Raw genomic sequence first — 17,931 nt, 5'->3', positions numbered from 1 at the left:
GAATTATTTTATGATCATGACCGCACAATTAGCTCTTTTAGCTACTTTGTGACTGACACTACCTAACACTAACTCTTGAAACCGATTGCGCCCCCTACTTCCAACAACAACAAGATCGAAGTTATTCTCATTAGCGTGTTTAACAATTGAAGGACCTGGTTCTCCGTGTAAAAACTCAATTTCATATTTAATATCAGCGTTCTCAATTTTTTCGACACTTGGACGAACTAGTTGCTTTCTTTGTTCCTGCACACCAAGAGTGTTCCAGTTTTGCAGAACGTCCGATTTTGAGTCCTCTGATACGTAGACGACATGGATAACAGTTTTTGGATTGCATTTAGCAATCTCTATGGCTTCTTCTGTTGCACGTACCGCAAATTCTGAACCATCAGAAGCTAATAATATCTTGTTGAACATCTAATGATCCCTCCTTTTAATGACTGCTTAATTTATCTTTCATTTTATTTACTAATAAGGTGCTGGCTTCATTCATTCCGGTAATTTCAACTTCAGTCCCATTATCATTAAATTTGTTAACGATCTTTTCCATAGCTGCAACTGCTGAATCATCCCATATATGTGCGTGAGTGAAATCTAACTTAATAGAACTAAGACCTTCTTGATAATCAAATTTGTCAATCATTTCTGTTACTGAAGCAAAGAATAGTTGACCTGTTATCACGTAAGTTCTAACTTGGTCCTGTTTATTGAAGTGGCTGTCTACATCCACTTTTGAGATCTTGGAGACAAAGAAAATAGCACTTAATAAAATCCCAGCGAATACCCCAATTGAAAGGTCATGCGTATAAACGACTACCACCACTGTTACAATCATAACTATAGAATCTGTTCGAGGTACAACACGTAAGTTTCTAATTGAACTCCAATCAAAGGTACTAATGGACACCATAACCATAACGGCAGCCAAAGCAGCCATTGGAATCTGAACAACAATATTCCCAGTCAGTATAATTAACAAGATTAAGACGATTCCTGCTACGAGTGAGGACAACCGACCTTTACCACCAGATTTAACATTAATTACAGATTGTCCAATCATTGCACAACCAGCCATTCCACCAAAAAAACCAGCTGTTATATTAGCTACACCCTGCCCTTTACTTTCCCTATTTTTATTACTATCTGTATCTGTCATATCATCAACAATGGAAGCAGTTAGTAAAGATTCAAGAATCCCGACCACTGTTAAAGCTAAGGCTGTTGGAAAAATAATAGATAGTGTTTCAAGATTTAGAGGGATCTCGGGAAATAGAAAAACAGGTAATGTTTGTGTCAATGTTCCCATATCACCAACCGTATAAACATTTGTTCCAGAAAACATCGTAAAAGTGGTTATTATGACAATGGCTACGAGTGTTGAAGGAATTGCTCTAGAAATGTAAGGAAAGAGATAAATAATAACCAGTGTAGCTGCGGCAAGGGCCAATACGACCCAATCCTGTTCAAAAATATAAGGAATTTGTGACATGAAAATGAGTATGGCTAATGAGTTTACAAATCCAACCATGACTGAGCGTGGAATAAATTTCATGAAACGGGCCAATTTTAAATAGCCAAATACTATTTGCAAAATACCAGTTAAAATCGTAGCCGCCAGTAAATACTGGAGCCCATATTCTGCAACTAGATCCACCATTAATAGAGCCATTGCTCCAGTTGCTGCTGAAATCATACCAGGTCTTCCACCTACAAATGCAATGACGACTGGTATGAGAAATGAAGAGTATAGTCCTACCATTGGGTCCACGCCAGCAATAATCGAAAAAGCAATCGCTTCAGGAATAAGTGCGAGCGCTACTACAAGTCCTGCAAGTACGTCCCCTTTTATATTTCCAAACCAATGATGTTTAACTGTATTCACAGTAAGATCCCCTTTTTATATAGTTTCAGTAATTAGTTTGACTAAAGGGACGACTAATATGACCAGAAAATAAAATTCTATAAATTAGACGGCCAAAGATCAATTACCACTGGATGATGACTAGACAGATATCCTTGGAAATAAACAACCATAAAATATAACAGAACACCTTAGAATGATTTAGGCTAAAATGGCATAATTATAAAATTACCTGTAAACATCGATGGGGTAAGGGTTGTTTGTTAATTTCATGTAAAGTCTGAGTCCTGCCTATTGCTTATTTGACAGATAATTATGTACAATTAGTAAAAAGAATTGAGAAGAACCTGGATAATAATGACAAACTATATGTAATTAGGAGAGAGAAGACATGGCTACAAAGGTATTAATTGTCGATGACGAGGAATCCATTACAACATTAATTGATTATCATTTGCAGCAAACAGGCTATCGTACTCAAGTTGTGCATGACGGTGAAGAAGCATTAGACCAGTTAAATAATCAACATTTTGACTTAGCTGTTTTAGATTTGATGCTACCTAATAAAAGTGGATTAGAGATTTGTGAAATGATCCGTAATCAGGGAAATAATATACCGATTATCATGTTAACAGCTAAAGGTGAAGAAGAAGATAAGATTAAAGGGCTTAACGTTGGGGCAGATGATTATGTTACCAAACCATTTAGCCCAAAGGAATTAATTGCAAGAGTTGATGCGGTTTTGAGAAGGATTCCCCGTTCAGATAATGAATCTGATCTCATTAAATTTAGAGGCATCGAAATTAATACTCAATATTACGAAGTCTTTAAAAACGGAAAATCTATTGAATTTACTAGAAAAGAATTTGAACTATTGGTCTATATGGCAAAACAGATCAACAAACCGATTAAACGCGATACGATTTTAAAAGATATTTGGGACTTTGAATATGTTGGAGATACTCGTATTGTAGATGTGCATATTAGTCATCTTCGTGAAAAGTTAGAAGATGACCCAAAAAAACCGACACTCATCAAAACAGTAAGAGGTGTTGGGTATAAAATTGAGGGATAGTATGAAAAACATTGCGGAAAAAAGAACCATTTACGTTTATATTGTGTTAAGTGTTGTGTTTCTAATAGTGATTGGTGTCATTTTTAACCAAATAGGTAGGCATTACCTTGTTAATTCTCATGAAGATCAACTGTTATCTGAAGGAGGGTATATTTCTGAACGAATTGCCAGTGAAGGTGAAGGTGTCAACCAAATACAAAGCGAATTAACCTACTTTCATGATCATTTTAATGTCGATTTATTTTATCAACATTTAGAGGATCAACAACTAATACATACATTTACAGATGGCATGAACATTCCCCAAGAGTTACGATCTGAATCACCATATTTGGATGAAGTGGTGCTATTTAATCAACGCTTAGTGACCTCGTTTGCTTTAGATGATGGGGCTTATTTAACAGTCATATCAGAGCCATTACCACTAGATTCTCTTAGTTCAACAGTATGGTGGAGCGTCTTTTTCTTCTCCATTTTTGTGGTTGTTTTACTTTGGAGTTTTGGCTCTCGGTTATACGATAGTTATGTTAAACCAGTCCGAAAAGCTGCCGACACGACAAAAGCATTAGTAGAAGGTAATTATAAAGCAAGGATTCATGATGCCCCATATGGAATAGCTTCACAATTAAGTCAATCGATTAATCGGTTGGGTCGTTATTTAGAATACATCACTTCAAAGTATGAGAATCAGAATGTTCGACTAAAGACAGTTGTTAATAATATGGAAAGTGGTGTTTTACTAATTAATGAACGAGGATATACTCGTTTAGTTAACGATGCTTTTCTTCAACAATTTTCATTAAAAGCAAACCTCTTTATTGGTCAAATCTATTATGAGGTGATTGACCATCAAGAATTAAATGATGTGATTCAGGAAGCTATATTTAAAGAGAAGAAAAAACAAGTAACCATTCAATTAGAAGGTGATCGATATGTGGAAGCTTATCTCGCCCCGATTAATGACCATGATCAGAATTGGAAAGGTGTCGTTATTGTTTCTCATGAGATTACCGAAATCAAACGTTTAGAAAGAGTACGCAAGGATTTTATTGCTAATGTTTCTCACGAATTAAGAACACCAATAACTTCTATACAAGGATTTGCAGAGACGATTTTAGAAGATAATGAATTAGAGGACGACAAGCGCGAACAGTTTCTTAAAATTATTAAGAAAGAAAGCAAGCGGCTAAATATACTAGTTCAAGATTTATTAGACTTATCCGTCATAGAAAAGGAAGATTTTGTCCTTAAAAAATCAAGGTTCTCTGCTGCTAAGTTAATGAACGATGTTATGGCAATCATGCATGAGTCAATCGAAGAAAAACAACTTAACTTATCCGTTAAAGTTGATGATGATTTAACTATTTATGCTGACTATTATCGGTTGTATCAATTAGTTCTGAACTTACTATCCAACGCTATTCAATATACAAACGAGCAAGGCGAAATTTCCTGGGAAATTGAACAAGAAAATCAATATGTCGCCCTAAAAGTCAGCGATACAGGTATTGGAATCCCTAAAGAAGACCAACCTAGAATATTTGAACGCTTCTACCGTGTTGATAAAGGAAGAAGTCGCAATTCTGGTGGTACTGGACTAGGCTTATCGATTGTTAAGCATATTGTTGAGGCTCATGATGGAAACATTGAGATTGATAGTGCTGAAGGAAAGGGTACTAAGATCACTGTTTACCTACCACAAATAGATGACTAATTTTTTTGTTATAATAGAAACAGTAATCATAGGAAAGTAAAAAGAGGTGTTTCGCTTGTCAGATGATTTAATATTAATTGATGGTAATAGTATCTTGTATCGATCATTCTTTGCATTACCTTTATTAAGTAATGATCAAGGGGTGTATACTAATGCCGTGTTTGGGTTTACTAAGATGTTATTAAAAGTGTTAAAAGAAAATGATCCTTCTCATGTGCTCGTTGCTTTTGATGCTGGTAAGACAACATTTAGGCATGAAACGTATAAAGAATATAAAGGAGGTAGGCAAAAAACACCTCCAGAGTTATCAGAGCAATTTCCTATTATGAGAGAGTTGTTAGATGCATTTGGGGTTAAATATTATGAATTAGATCAATATGAAGCGGATGATATTATTGGTACGATCGCCAAACAAGCTAACGAATCAAATCTCAAAACAACCATCTATTCTGGAGATAAAGACTTGTTACAATTAGCCTCAGAACATACGACTGTTTCTTTAACCCGAAAAGGAATTTCAGAGATTGAAGAGTATACACCTTCGTCATTAAAGGACCGTATGGAAATATCTCAAGATCAAATTATTGATCTAAAAGCCTTAATGGGAGATAAATCAGATAATATTCCCGGAGTTCCTGGAGTTGGTGAAAAAACGGCTATCAAATTGTTGAAACAATTTGGTACACTTGAGAATATTTATGAAAATATTGATGATGTAAGTGGCAAGAAGCTAAAGGAAAATTTAATCGCTCATAAAGATGATGCCCTTATGAGTAAGGAATTAGTAACAATCAATCAAGAGTCACCTGTTGAGCTGACTCTTGAAGACTTAGCTTATGATGGTTATCAAGCTCATGATGTTGTTTCAGCATTTAAAGCTTATGGTTTTCAGTCTTTAATGAATCAGGTTGAAGGTGAAGAAACTGAAGTAGAGCTTGAAGAGATAGATTATGAAGTAGTTGGTCAAATTAATAAGGACATGCTTCATGGTGAAGACAATATATTAATAATGGAAATGTTATCGGATAATTATCACCTTGGTGATATTATTGGATTTTCTCTTATTAATAAACAAGGAAAGTATTTTATACCGACTGAAGTAGCCACTGAATCAGATTCATTTAAGTCATGGCTGACCGACGAGTCGAGTTCGAAAATAGTTTTCGACCAAAAAGGTTTGAGCGTGGCTTTAAAATGGCGTGGATTGAATGTGAAAGGAATCACCTTTGATTTACAACTGGCTTCTTATATCGTTAACCCCTCTAATAGTGATCATGACCTTCCTGCTATTGCTAATGGGTACGGAATCACTGATGTCTCTTATGACGAAGAGGTTTATGGAAAGGGTGCAAAGCAACAAATTCCTCCTGAAGACACTTATCAAGAACATGTTGTAAGAAAGGGAATTGCTGCACAGAAACTCTATGATCGTTTAACCGATGAGCTAAAGAATAATGAACAAGAAGATCTTTACTATCAGCTTGAAATGCCATTATCCGAAGTTTTAGCTGATATGGAATTTAAAGGTGTGAAAATCGATGTTGATCGGTTAAATGATATGCGTGAGGAACTACAGGGACGATTGGAAGCTATAGAACAAAAAATTTATGAGTTAGCTGGTGGATCATTCAATATCAATTCACCTAAGCAATTAGGTAAAGTGTTGTTTGAAGATTTACAGCTACCTGTTATAAAAAAGACGAAAACAGGCTATTCAACATCAGCTGATGTATTAGAAAAATTGCAGCATGAACATGAGATCGTCGAACAAATTTTATTATATCGTCAGTTAGGTAAGCTACAATCTACTTATCTTGAAGGTTTATTGAAAGTGGTCCACAAAGATACTCATAAGATTCATACACGCTTTAATCAAGTTTTAACACAGACTGGAAGACTTAGCTCGATTGAACCTAACCTTCAGAACATTCCAATTCGCCTTGAGGAAGGACGAAGAATAAGACAAGCTTTTGTTCCTTCTAATCCAGGCTGGGTTATGCTAGCTGCAGATTATTCTCAAATCGAGCTTCGTGTACTGGCTCATATTGCTAAGGATGAGAAATTAATTGAAGCCTTTAATGAAAATAAGGACATTCACACACAAACAGCTATGGACGTTTTCGGTGTTAAAGAGGATGACGTTAATGACCTTATGCGAAGACAGGCCAAAGCTGTAAACTTTGGAATTGTTTATGGTATTAGTGATTATGGGTTAAGTCAGAGTTTAGGGATTACTAGAAAAGAAGCGGGACAGTTTATTAATAAGTATTTTGAAAGTTATCCTGGTGTAAAAGCTTATATGGATGAGATTGTCCAGCAAGCAAAACGTGATGGTTATGTTGAAACGATGATGAACAGACGTCGTTATTTACCAGACATTAATAGTCGTAACTTTAATAAGCGTAGTTTTGCTGAGAGAACTGCTATGAACTCCCCTATTCAAGGGAGTGCAGCAGATATTATTAAAAAAGCCATGCTTGATGTCATCCGTGATTTAAAAGCCAGTAATCTTGAAGCAAATATGCTGCTCCAAGTCCATGATGAATTAATCTTTGAAGTGAAAGAAGAAGACGTCAAAGAGTTGGAACAATTAGTACTTCGTGCGATGGAGCAGACGATCCAATTATCTGTCCCACTAATTGTGGATGCATCGTATGGAAGCACTTGGTATGATGCAAAGTAAGAGGGGAAGAGAAAAACGATGCCAGAGTTACCAGAAGTAGAAACAGTTAGACGAACTTTAGAACCTATTATTAAAGGTAAAGCTATTCAACAAGTTAACATCCTTTACCCGGGAATTATCAAAGAGCCTGATGATGCTGAAGCATTTGCTCATCGTTTAGTTAAGCAGCGATTCGGATCAATTGGTCGCTTAGGTAAATTCTTATTGTTTTACTTGGATGACGATGTGTTGATTTCACACTTAAGAATGGAAGGAAAATATGGTGTCTTTGAAAAGGATGAACCATATGATCATCATACACATGTCATTTTCCGGTTAGATGATGGCCAAGAACTTCGTTATCGTGATGTACGTAAATTTGGAACAATGCATGTCAAAACGATTGGTGAAGAATTTAGTACAGCTCCCTTAAATAAGCTTGGTTTAGAGCCCTTTAGCGATGCCTTTACACCTGAATACCTACATGACCATCTTCAAAAAACAACACGATTGATCAAACCGACCTTACTTGACCAATCGATCGTTACAGGTTTAGGGAATATCTATGTCGATGAAGCGTTATTTAAGAGTCGTATTCACCCAGAGCGCGTGGCAAAAACGTTATCATTAAAGGAATGTGAAAAACTACAACAATCCATTGTACAAGTAGTGACTGAGGCCGTAGAGCAAGGAGGAACATCGATTCGTTCTTACCTTAATTCATTGGGGGAAATTGGGATGTTCCAACTAAAGCTAGCTGTATATGATCAAACGAATCAGCCTTGTAAAGAATGTCAAACACCTATCGTCAAGATTAAAGTAGGGGGGAGAGGAACCCATTTTTGCCCAAATTGTCAACCGATTGGGTCATAAACACAGGAATTAAGCTCTTTTCATAAGATATCTTGAATCGCTTATGGAAGGAGCTTTTGCTGTGCTTGATTTAATCTTCCTGACGTTATTGTTAAGTTTTGCCGTAAGTTTCGACAGTTTCTTTTTCGGATTAACCTATCGCATCCGTTCAATCACGGTTAAGAAAACAACGGTACTCATGATTGGTGTGTTTACGTCTGTCAGCTTTTTACTTGGAGGTTGGGCTGGCGAGTTCGTTAAATTTATCATGCCTTTCATTTCTCATATATTAGGTGGCTTGATTTTTATAGCTATTGGTTTATGGGTCATATGGCAATGGATAGAGGACCAAAAAGAAAAAGTACGTTATTACTACCCAATCGAGAATGTTACATTTAATTTTAAGACGATTTGGGAAATATTAAAACAACCACAGATTGCTGACCGTGATCGCTCTGGATCTATTACCGGTATGGAATCTGTCGCAGTTGCAATTGCTTTATCATTAGATTCATTTGCAAGCGGCATAGGCGCAGCCTTTATTGAACTTCCATCATTAGTCGTAGCCTCTGTTGTTGGGTTATCTTCTATGTTCTTCTTACTTTGTGGTAGTGGATTAGGTAAATGGATGCACCGATTTGCTTGGATCCACCCATTATCATTTATTCCAGGGTTAATACTTATAAGTTTAGGAATTTGGAATTTTATAAGGTAGGCGATTAAATTGACACTAGTTATTGGATTAACAGGGAGTATAGCAACAGGAAAATCAACGATAGCCAAAATGTTTAGGGAATGGGAGATTCCTGTCATCGATGCTGATTATATCTCAAGAGAAGTGGTCGAAGTAGGAGAGAAGGCGTATAAACGAATTGTCGACCATTTTGGTAAGGAGATCTTAAATAAGGACGACACCATCAATCGCGAAAGGTTGGGTCAGGTCGTTTTTCAGGATGAAAGCGAACGAAAACAATTAAATGCGATCATTCATCCAGAAATTAGAAAAAAGATGCTACAGCAAAGGGATCGATACATTGAGAAAGACGAAGAGGTTGTCGTCCTAGATATTCCCTTACTTTTTGAAAGTGATTTATTTCATTATGTGGAGAAGGTTCTAGTCGTTTATGTTGATCCAGAAATACAATTACAGCGATTAATGGAACGCGACGAGAGTACAGAAGAAGAGGCTAAGAAAAGAATTAACGCACAAATTCCGATTATTAAAAAGAAAGAACGGGCAGATGCGATTATTGATAATGGTGGCACGATCAAGGAAAGTCGTCAGCAACTTAAGGTACTACTATATAACTGGGGAGTCAAACGAAATTTAGCATAACCCTCCTCTTATAACAAATAATTTTTTATCTTAAATTGTCATAAAAAAACTAACCTATATCCGTTAAATGTGTTATACTATTTTTGAGATTTTAAATAAAGAGTATAACATTAATGGGTAGGGGGAATCTAAATGAGTGTAACACGTATTGCAATAAATGGATTTGGTAGAATTGGAAGAATGGTTTTTCGTCGAGCAATGAAAGATAATCAACTAGAAGTCGTAGCAATTAATGCTAGCTATCCAGCTGAAACGTTAGCTCATTTAATTAAATATGATTCCGTTCATGGAATTTATGACGGTGAAGTTGAAGTAAAAGATGATGAGATATTCGTTGATCGACAACTGATTAAAAAAGTATCTAACCGTAATCCAGCTGAGCTTCCTTGGGATGAATTAAATATTGATATTGTTGTTGAAGCAACAGGTAAGTTCAACTCTAATGAAGAAGCAAAACCCCATATAACCGCAGGTGCCAAGAAAGTGGTTTTAACTGCACCAGGGAAGCCTGCAGACCACACGATTGTGATGGGTGTTAATGAAGAGACATACAATGTAGATGAACATCATGTTATTTCTAATGCGTCTTGTACGACAAACTGTCTTGCACCAGTAGCAAAAGTCTTACATGAACAATTTGGTATTGAAAATGGCTTGATGACCACTGTTCATGCTTTTACAAATGACCAAAAGAATCTAGATAATCCTCATAAAGATTTGCGACGTGCACGTGGTTGTACCCAATCAATCATTCCAACTTCAACAGGTGCAGCTAAAGCAATTAACGAAGTCCTACCAAACCTGACCGGTAAATTACATGGTATGGCACTGCGTGTACCAACACCTAATGTTTCGTTAGTTGATCTAGTTGTCGATTTACAAAAAGACGTAACAGAAGATGAAGTAAATCAAGTGTTTTATGATGCGATGAATGGCTCATTAAATGGAATTTTATCCATTAATAATGACCCGTTAGTCTCAATTGATTATACAACATCTCCATATTCTTCAATTGTCGATGGATTATCAACGATAGTGATGGATGATCGTAAAGTTAAAGTGTTAGCTTGGTATGATAATGAGTGGGGTTACTCTTGTCGAGTGGTTGATCTAGTGAAGTATGTAGGTAATCAATTGTAACCACTACAAAACTGATGAATTGTATATATCTTCTAATCCCAAAAGCCTTGTTTATTACAAGGCTTTTTTCATTTATAATAAAAACATGAGTTAGTATATCCTTAATATTCTTTGTTATAATGGACTAAATGTTGACAACATTCTATACCTAATTTAAGGTGGCGAGAATATGAAATGCCCGAATTGTGATGATAAAAATACTAAAGTATTAGATTCGCGACCGATTGACGAAGGAAAATCAATTAGAAGACGTCGTGAATGTGATGTTTGCCAATATCGTTTTACCACATTTGAACGTTTAGAGGAGATTCCACTGATCGTCGTAAAGAAAGAAGGTACACGTGAGGAATTTAACCGTGAAAAGTTAAAGCGTGGACTCATTAAATCTTGTGAAAAGCGTCCCGTTTCATTAGAACAAATAGAGCAAATTGCATTTCAAGTCGAAAGAGAATTACGTAATCAAGGTCACTCTGAGATTATGAGTCAAGAGATTGGTGAATTAATTATGGATCGCCTAGCAGAGGTTGATGAAGTAGCCTATGTTCGCTTTGCCTCGGTTTATCGACAATTTAAGGACATCAATGTTTTTATGAATGAGTTACAAGATATGATCAACAAAACCAAAAATAATGAACAATCGTAGTATATAATTTGAAGGGAGGGGTGATTGTGCAAGAGAGAATGAAACACCTGTTACCCAATGATCGAATGAAAATCATCCAACAAAATTCGTTCTTTCAGGACGTAGAATCTGTTTTAACTTTACTATACCAACCACTTATAGGAATGAAGAGTATTGCCGTATTCCAAGCCTTATGGAAAGAATCGGATAATAGATCAACACAATCATCTATCTCCCATCATCAAATGATGAGTTTGTTGAATATATCTTTAGATGAGTTTTATGAGGCTCGTAAAAAGTTAGAAGGAATTGGCTTACTTAAAAGTTATAAAGAAGAAGCAACGTATACAACATTCTATTATCTTTTGAAGCGTCCTGTATCAGCTAGACAGTTTTTTGAACATCCAACTTTATCAGTGCTTTTGGAGCACCATGTTGGAAGAGAGGTATATCATCAATTACAAAAAAGGTTGGCGCCCAAGCTAAGTTTCCCTGCAAATGTAACGGAAGTCACTAAAACTTTTGATGAGGTATTTACTACTGTTGCAACCCCTAAGCCGAAAACTTCTCCTAAACAGAGTAAGGAAGAAGATTCCGTGGTCATTGAAACGGATCTTCCGATTGAGTGGCTGTACAAAATGTTGACCCAACAACAAGTCGAACCTAAAAAAATCTTAACCCCATCTAACCTTAATTATATGGAGAAAATGATCAAAATTTTTGATGTGGATTACTTAGAGTTAGAAAAGGCTTTGTTGTGGGCAGTTACAGAAGATGCTATATTTGATCGACAAGAATTTTTAGATATGTGTAAGGATATTTATCATAAGAAGCATGGAACGGTTCCCCCTAGATTATATGCTAAAAGTGAAATGACTGAAGTAACCAATCCTGAGCCAGAAACAGGACAGGCCTCCGAGAGTACACCATCGAAAGAAGAAGCTGTATCTAAAGAGGATCAGTTAATACACCATTTTAATTCGATTACCCACAGGGAACTACTAGAGGACCATTCAAGCTCAGGTATCGCTTCTATGAAAGAAATTGAAATGATTACGAATCTGATGGAAGAGCATGGGTTGACGCAACCAGTGACGAACGTATTAGTTCATTATGTGTTGAAGAAAAATGGCAATAAATTATCGAGAAATTATTTAGATACGATTGCAGCACATTGGAGCCGTGAGAAAATCACGACAGCTAAAGAAGCGATGGACATAGCCAAACGTGAACATCACATGTATCAGAAGTGGCAAGAGAAGAAGAAACAAAAAAATGAAAAACGGTCTGCTGCGAAATCGAATGAAGTTTTACCTAAATGGTTTAAAGAGCAAAAGCAACAAGAACAGGCTAAGCAAGCCACACCAGCTAACGAAAAGCAACCTGATGAAGGTAAGGATTTAGAAGCTTTCTTTAAAAGCTTTTCACAATCGAAACATGAAGGATGATTGATAAATGGAACCGATACAAAACGCTATAAAGCACTGGCTTAAAGGTAAAGAGAGTTTTCAGGCCTCTATGGAAGACATGCGTGAAAAAATATTATCATCAAAACAAGTCCAAGAGCTGTTAGTAAACAATCCGGAGTTGACGCAAGAGAAAATTGATCAGCAGTTAATTAAACTCTATGAATATGACTATCAATCGAAGCGTTGTGAGAAGTGCTCTTCTCTAGGTAGTTGTATAAACGTTATTCCAGGATATGTACCTGAAGCCCGTGTACAAAATGGTAGAATTAAGTTGATCTATCATGAATGTCCACGTAAAGAGAAACAAATTCAAAACCAAAAACAGCGCTCTTTTGTTCAAAGCTTACACATGCCTAAAGAAATTGAAGAGGCTTCATTTTCGCAAATAAAAGTGAGTGAAGAAGGTAGGGATGAGGCGTTAAGAAAGGTTAGAGTATTTTATGAAGAATGTAACCAAAGCTTACCTAGAAAAGGGTTATACCTTCATGGAAGCTTTGGGGTGGGCAAAACCTATTTCTTAGCTGCTTTAGCTAATGAGCTATCGAGTAAACAAGTGGATACGATGTTAATTTATATGCCCGAGTTCGTTCGGGAAATGAAAGCTTCCATAAGTGATTCAACGATTAATGAAAAAATTGATAAATTTAAGCGTGCCTCTGTACTCGTTTTTGATGATATTGGAGCTGAGTTCTTATCACCCTGGTTCCGGGATGAGGTGTTAGGTGCCATTTTACAATACCGAATGATGGAACGGTTACCGGTATTCTTTACATCAAATTATAACTTGACCGAATTAGAATCGATGCTTGCTAAGTCAGGTAAAGGTGAAATTGATCAGTTAAAGGCCGCGCGAATTATGGAAAGAATAAGGCAAGTTAGTGAACCTGTTGAAGTAACAGGTAAAAACCATCGTAATTAGTGAAACTTTATACGCTGGTTGTCTCATGTTTTAGCTTTCTCTTTCATAAACTGTACTACCTTGGTGTATGAAAGAGGGATGTGTTGTGAAAGAAACGAGTTTTTTATTTAGAAACGATCATGAGGCAAACCAGTTTAATTTGTATCTAATTACCACTGAGCATGGAGGTATCGCCAACATAGATAGTCGCACCATCACGTTACCGAATTATCAATTTAATCGGACAAGCTTAATTGACTTTATTTATCCATTTATTTTAGATGTTTATGTTCCAAGAATTGCTCAAAAAATTCTTCAAGAAGCCTACTATTTTGATCAACGAGAAGTTGAACAAATTATTCCTTATGTCATCTCACTTAGTACCACTCCTAAGATCCTGCATAGTGAATTCAAGCACTCTTTATATGAAAGGCTAGTTCAGTTTATCTATCACCTAGAAGATTTGACGGAAATTAATATGAATGAGATTTATCAACAATTATTTCTTCTTGAAGATGATTGGTTTGAGATTGTTGGATATGGAATTGAAGAATGGAAAGAAGAAATGCTTTTCCAAGATCGAATGCACCAGCTAAGGACGTATATTGAAGATCAAGAGCCATTCTTCAGCCACGTGATCGTTTACTACAGGAATCATCCAATTTTATTTCGTCAGAACGGGCAGATCATCCAAGACCACATTATTTCATCTGCCTCAATACCATTTCAAGAGCAAATGGACCAGTCAAAAGTTATTAGTAAATTGTTAGCTATTGCACCTGAGAAGGTTGACGTGTACGCTTCTAACGGTAAGGTTCATGAAATTTATAGCTTAATGAATATTTTTCAAGAGCGTATACGTTTATATCCAATTGAACAATTTCCATTTCAGTCAAAATTAAAAAGAGCTAACGATTAATAATTAACTGACAAAGCGCATCATGATATACCCGTGCTTGATTTTCTCTGTGGATACCGTTATAATACTACATAATTAATTTTATACGGTTAATGCTTTGATGAGGACACGAGCAAAGTGAAACAGCTTTACAGAGAAGAAAGCCTAGGCTGCGAGCTTTCAAGCATGACATTTTGTTTACCACCTCTGAGCATTCATTGTGAAATGATTGAGTAGCAATGAACGTCTATCGGCGATAACGATCGACTGAGTGCTGCAATTTGCAGAATCAGGGTGGAACCACGGGTATATCACTCGTCCCTTTTGTGACATAGGGACGAGTGTTTTTTATTTTTAGGCAAAATTAAAATAATGAAAAGGAGTGCGCATGATGTCAGAAATGATCCAAGTTACATTTCCAGATGGTAATGCAAAGGAGTTCCCTAAAGGAACAACCACTGAAGATATAGCTGCTTCTATCAGTTCTGGGTTAAAGAAACAAGCCTTAGCCGGTAAATTTAACGGTGAGATGGTTGATCTACGTACAGAACTTGTAGAAGACGGTGAAATTCAAATCATTACATACCGTGATGATGAAGGGTTAGAGGTGTTAAGACACTCAACAGCCCACTTAATGGCACAAGCGATTAAGCGTTTGTATGGGAATGTGAAATTAGGTGTAGGTCCTGTGATTGAAGGTGGATTCTATTACGATATTGACATGGAGGAGACCATTACTCCTGAAGATCTACCAAAGATTGAAAAAGAAATGAAAAAGATTGTCGATGAAGCATTAGAAATTCGCCGTGTTGAAGTTTCACGTGAGGAAGCAAAAGAACGTTACCGTGAGATTGGTGACGAACTCAAACTAGAATTAATTGATGATATTCCTGAAGGTGAAGATGTAACGATTTACGAACAAGGTGAATTCTTTGACCTCTGTCGTGGTGTCCATGTACCACATACAGGTAAGATTAAAGTGTTTAAACTATTATCAATCTCAGGTGCATATTGGCGTGGTGATAGCAATAATAAAATGCTTCAACGTATCTATGGAACAGCTTTTGAGAAGAAAGGTCAGTTAGAAGAGCATTTACGATTATTAGAAGAAGCTAAGGAGCGTGACCACCGTAAATTAGGTAAAGAGTTAGAAATTTTTACCGTTTCTCAAAAGGTGGGACAAGGCTTACCACTATGGCTACCTAAAGGTGCAACGATTCGCCGTACGATTGAGCGTTATATTGTTGATATTGAAGAGCGTTTAGGCTATGACCACGTTTATACACCTGTTTTAGGTAGTGTTGACTTATATAAAACAAGTGGTCACTGGGATCATTACCAAGAGGATATGTTCCCAACTATGGAAATGGATAATGAAGACCTAGTTCTGCGTCCAATGAACTGTCCACACCATATGATGGTTTATAAGAACCAGCTTCATAGCTATCGTAATTTACCGGTACGTATTGCGGAACTAGGGACGATGCATCGTCATGAAATGTCAGGTGCCCTAGCAGGATTACAACGTGTACGGGGGATGACACTTAATGACGCACATATTTTTGCACGTCCTGATCAATTAAAAGACGAGTTTACGCGAGTAGTACGTTTAATTCAAAACGTATACAAAGACTTTGGAATTAATGACTATTACTTCCGCTTGTCCTATCGCGATCCAGAAGATAAAGAGAAGTACGTAGATAACGATGAAATGTGGAATAAGGCAGAAGCATTATTAAAAGAAACGATGGAAGAGATGGGCGTTGAACACGTTGAAGCTCAAGGTGAAGCGGCTTTCTACGGTCCAAAGCTAGACGTTCAAGTGAAAACGGCTCTTGGAAAAGATGAGACGCTATCGACAGTTCAATTAGACTTCCATTTACCGGAGCGCTTTGACTTAACTTACATCGGAGAAGATGGTAAGGAACACCGACCAGTCGTTATTCACCGTGGTGTTGTATCAACTATGGAACGGTTTGTAGCTTTCTTAATTGAAGAATACAAAGGAGCTTTTCCAACTTGGTTAGCGCCAGAACAGGTACGTATTATTCCAGTATCTTTAGATGCCCATATGGAATATTCCAAAAAAGTAGAAGAACGGTTGCAAGAAGCTGGCGTGCGTGTCGAGTTAGATGTACGTGATGAAAAATTAGGTTATAAGATTCGCGAATCACAAACGCAAAAGATTCCGTACTCATTAGTATTAGGGGATCAAGAAATGAATCAAGAGGCCGTTAATATCCGTAAGTATGGAGAGAAGGATAGCCAGACAGTTAGTTTAGATGAATTTATTAAGAATATAGTTGACGAAATTACTCATCGTCAGTTATAATTTTTAGGCAGTTGCGTGTTTAACGTGACTGCCTCATATTTTTCTTGACAACTATCAACTACGTCGTTATACTTGATAGAGTAATTAAATAAGGCGAATTAATGACAAGTAGAAGCACCCGCTTCTCACCTGATCGACGCTTGGAGCAGTTGGCAGGTTTGATTTATTTTCTATTTATACGTTTGATCGTATACCATGAGAAAATTGTCGTGTGGGTGCAGTATGTGTACCGACACTTTTTTTATGTTGTTTTACAGAAATCACTTGTCGAGATTGCCTTAATTTTCAAAGATTTTGTGGAGGTGGCTCACTATTAGCAAGGATATGAATGTTAATGAGGGAATTCGAGCTAAAGAATTAAGACTCATTGACGTGAATGGTGAACAATTAGGCGTGAAATCACGCCAAGAAGCATTGGACATTGCAGAGAATGCTAACTTAGACCTCGTCTTAGTTGCACCAAATGCAAAACCGCCTGTTGCTCGTATTATGGACTACGGTAAATACCGTTTTGAACAACAGAAGAAAGAAAAAGAGCAGCGCAAGAAACAAAAGGTGATCAATGTTAAAGAAGTACGTCTGACACCTCAAATTGAGGATCATGACTTTAACACAAAAGTAAGAAACGCTCAAAAGTTTCTTAACAAAGGTGATAAAGTGAAGGTTAGTGTTCGATTCCGTGGTCGCGCAATCACGCATAAAGATTTAGGTCAGAAGGTACTTGAACGTTTTGCTGATGCATGTAGCGAACTAGCTAATGTTGAAACAAAACCGAAGATGGAAGGGCGCAATATGTTCTTAATGCTTGCTCCTAAAAACGAAAAATAAGGTGAGCAACAAATACTGAAGGAGGATTTTATTATGCCAAAAATGAAGACGCACAAGAGTTCACAGAAGCGTTTTAAGAGAACTGGTTCAGGTAAATTCAAGCGTTCTCACGCATTTACAAGTCACTTATTCCGTAACAAAACGAAAAAGCAAAAGCGCCGTCTAGTTAAGAGCGGTTTAGTTGCAAAGAGTGATGAAACTCGTCTAAACAAATTAATGCCTTATAAAAAATAAGTTCGTTTTA

General features: G+C 36.7%; 17 protein-coding genes and 2 other annotated features. Of the genes, 15 read left to right on the top strand and 2 right to left on the bottom strand.

Features of this window, described 5'->3' with window-relative positions; genetic code table 11:
• Nucleotides 1-3: 3 nt before the first annotated feature.
• Both HWQ49_RS04710 and HWQ49_RS04705 read right to left on the bottom strand, forming a co-directional pair.
• Nucleotides 4-417: a universal stress protein gene (locus HWQ49_RS04710; RefSeq protein ID WP_188206393.1), complete on the bottom strand. Its 414-nt coding sequence runs from the start codon at nt 415-417 to the stop codon at nt 4-6.
• 16 nt (nt 418-433) lie between these two features.
• On the bottom strand, nt 434-1,882 hold the full coding sequence (locus tag HWQ49_RS04705) for a SulP family inorganic anion transporter (protein WP_317450905.1): 1,449 nt from the start codon (nt 1,880-1,882) through the stop codon (nt 434-436).
• 370 nt (nt 1,883-2,252) lie between these two features.
• On the opposite strand from HWQ49_RS04705, the gene HWQ49_RS04700 reads away from it, so the two are divergent.
• From HWQ49_RS04700 to rpmI, 15 genes are all read left to right on the top strand, one after another.
• Nucleotides 2,253-2,936 carry a response regulator transcription factor gene (locus tag HWQ49_RS04700; protein WP_188206392.1) on the top strand — a complete coding sequence of 228 codons (684 nt, stop codon included), beginning with the start codon at nt 2,253-2,255 and terminating at the stop codon, nt 2,934-2,936.
• Between the two features lies 1 nt (nt 2,937).
• Nucleotides 2,938-4,650, top strand: coding sequence for a two-component system histidine kinase PnpS (gene pnpS, locus HWQ49_RS04695; RefSeq protein WP_188206391.1), 1,713 nt, complete (start codon nt 2,938-2,940; stop codon nt 4,648-4,650).
• Between the two features lie 55 nt (nt 4,651-4,705).
• Nucleotides 4,706-7,333 carry a DNA polymerase I gene (gene polA / locus HWQ49_RS04690; protein ID WP_188206390.1) on the top strand — a complete coding sequence of 876 codons (2,628 nt, stop codon included), beginning with the start codon at nt 4,706-4,708 and terminating at the stop codon, nt 7,331-7,333.
• A gap of 18 nt (nt 7,334-7,351) precedes the next feature.
• On the top strand, nt 7,352-8,185 hold the full coding sequence (gene mutM / locus HWQ49_RS04685; RefSeq protein ID WP_188206389.1) for a DNA-formamidopyrimidine glycosylase: 834 nt from the start codon (nt 7,352-7,354) through the stop codon (nt 8,183-8,185).
• Nucleotides 8,186-8,246: 61 nt separating this feature from the next.
• Entirely contained in the window at nt 8,247-8,879 is a 633-nt protein-coding gene (gene ytaF / locus HWQ49_RS04680) for a sporulation membrane protein YtaF (protein WP_188206388.1), read from the top strand.
• A gap of 9 nt (nt 8,880-8,888) precedes the next feature.
• Complete coding sequence (gene coaE / locus HWQ49_RS04675; protein ID WP_188206387.1) at nt 8,889-9,500, top strand: dephospho-CoA kinase; 612 nt, start codon at nt 8,889-8,891, stop codon at nt 9,498-9,500.
• Between the two features lie 132 nt (nt 9,501-9,632).
• Nucleotides 9,633-10,640 (top strand): glyceraldehyde-3-phosphate dehydrogenase, encoded by a 1,008-nt coding sequence (locus HWQ49_RS04670; RefSeq protein ID WP_188206386.1) that lies wholly within the window; start codon nt 9,633-9,635, stop codon nt 10,638-10,640.
• Nucleotides 10,641-10,809: 169 nt separating this feature from the next.
• Nucleotides 10,810-11,283 carry a transcriptional regulator NrdR gene (nrdR, locus tag HWQ49_RS04665; protein ID WP_188206385.1) on the top strand — a complete coding sequence of 158 codons (474 nt, stop codon included), beginning with the start codon at nt 10,810-10,812 and terminating at the stop codon, nt 11,281-11,283.
• Between the two features lie 26 nt (nt 11,284-11,309).
• Nucleotides 11,310-12,710, top strand: a complete 1,401-nt coding sequence (locus tag HWQ49_RS14820) for a replication initiation and membrane attachment family protein (RefSeq protein ID WP_188206384.1) — start codon at nt 11,310-11,312, stop codon at nt 12,708-12,710.
• A 7-nt stretch (nt 12,711-12,717) separates the two neighbouring features.
• Nucleotides 12,718-13,650, top strand: a complete 933-nt coding sequence (gene dnaI / locus HWQ49_RS04655; protein WP_188206383.1) for a primosomal protein DnaI — start codon at nt 12,718-12,720, stop codon at nt 13,648-13,650.
• An 85-nt stretch (nt 13,651-13,735) separates the two neighbouring features.
• Complete coding sequence (gene ytxC, locus HWQ49_RS04650) at nt 13,736-14,548, top strand: sporulation protein YtxC (protein WP_188206382.1); 813 nt, start codon at nt 13,736-13,738, stop codon at nt 14,546-14,548.
• Nucleotides 14,549-14,636: 88 nt separating this feature from the next.
• Nucleotides 14,637-14,853 (top strand) — a binding site (T-box leader).
• 65 nt (nt 14,854-14,918) lie between these two features.
• Nucleotides 14,919-16,859 (top strand): threonine--tRNA ligase, encoded by a 1,941-nt coding sequence (gene thrS / locus HWQ49_RS04645; RefSeq protein WP_188206381.1) that lies wholly within the window; start codon nt 14,919-14,921, stop codon nt 16,857-16,859.
• Between the two features lie 100 nt (nt 16,860-16,959).
• Nucleotides 16,960-17,107, top strand: a sequence feature (ribosomal protein L20 leader region).
• A complete protein-coding gene (locus HWQ49_RS04640) occupies nt 16,961-17,176 on the top strand; it encodes a hypothetical protein (protein ID WP_188206380.1) in 216 nt (71 codons plus the stop codon). It overlaps the preceding feature by 147 nt.
• A 7-nt stretch (nt 17,177-17,183) precedes the next feature.
• Nucleotides 17,184-17,687, top strand: coding sequence for a translation initiation factor IF-3 (gene infC / locus HWQ49_RS04635; protein ID WP_188206379.1), 504 nt, complete (start codon nt 17,184-17,186; stop codon nt 17,685-17,687).
• Nucleotides 17,688-17,720: 33 nt separating this feature from the next.
• Nucleotides 17,721-17,921 carry a 50S ribosomal protein L35 gene (rpmI, locus tag HWQ49_RS04630; RefSeq protein ID WP_188206378.1) on the top strand — a complete coding sequence of 67 codons (201 nt, stop codon included), beginning with the start codon at nt 17,721-17,723 and terminating at the stop codon, nt 17,919-17,921.
• The last annotated feature ends 10 nt before the right edge of the window (nt 17,922-17,931 follow it).

It is taken from the genome of Alkalibacillus aidingensis, assembly GCF_014595945.1.
GTDB classification, from domain to species: Bacteria; Bacillota; Bacilli; order Bacillales; family Alkalibacillaceae; genus Alkalibacillus; species Alkalibacillus aidingensis.
Note: the sequence above shows the minus strand (reverse complement) of the source record. Positions and strands in the feature narration are given on the sequence as shown.

What these genes read in the sequence shown, in the direction of transcription:
- HWQ49_RS04700 (WP_188206392.1), top strand. Translation starts at nt 2,253, where the DNA reads ATGGCTACAAAGGTATTAATTGTCGATGACGAGGAATCCATTACAACA.
- thrS (WP_188206381.1), top strand. Translation starts at nt 14,919, where the DNA reads ATGTCAGAAATGATCCAAGTTACATTTCCAGATGGTAATGCAAAGGAG.
- HWQ49_RS04710 (WP_188206393.1), bottom strand. Translation starts at nt 417, where the DNA reads ATGTTCAACAAGATATTATTAGCTTCTGATGGTTCAGAATTTGCGGTA.
- nrdR (WP_188206385.1), top strand. Translation starts at nt 10,810, where the DNA reads ATGAAATGCCCGAATTGTGATGATAAAAATACTAAAGTATTAGATTCG.
- HWQ49_RS04640 (WP_188206380.1), top strand. Translation starts at nt 16,961, where the DNA reads ATGACAAGTAGAAGCACCCGCTTCTCACCTGATCGACGCTTGGAGCAG.
- infC (WP_188206379.1), top strand. Translation starts at nt 17,184, where the DNA reads ATGAATGTTAATGAGGGAATTCGAGCTAAAGAATTAAGACTCATTGAC.
- HWQ49_RS04670 (WP_188206386.1), top strand. Translation starts at nt 9,633, where the DNA reads ATGAGTGTAACACGTATTGCAATAAATGGATTTGGTAGAATTGGAAGA.
- rpmI (WP_188206378.1), top strand. Translation starts at nt 17,721, where the DNA reads ATGCCAAAAATGAAGACGCACAAGAGTTCACAGAAGCGTTTTAAGAGA.
- mutM (WP_188206389.1), top strand. Translation starts at nt 7,352, where the DNA reads ATGCCAGAGTTACCAGAAGTAGAAACAGTTAGACGAACTTTAGAACCT.
- pnpS (WP_188206391.1), top strand. Translation starts at nt 2,938, where the DNA reads ATGAAAAACATTGCGGAAAAAAGAACCATTTACGTTTATATTGTGTTA.
- dnaI (WP_188206383.1), top strand. Translation starts at nt 12,718, where the DNA reads ATGGAACCGATACAAAACGCTATAAAGCACTGGCTTAAAGGTAAAGAG.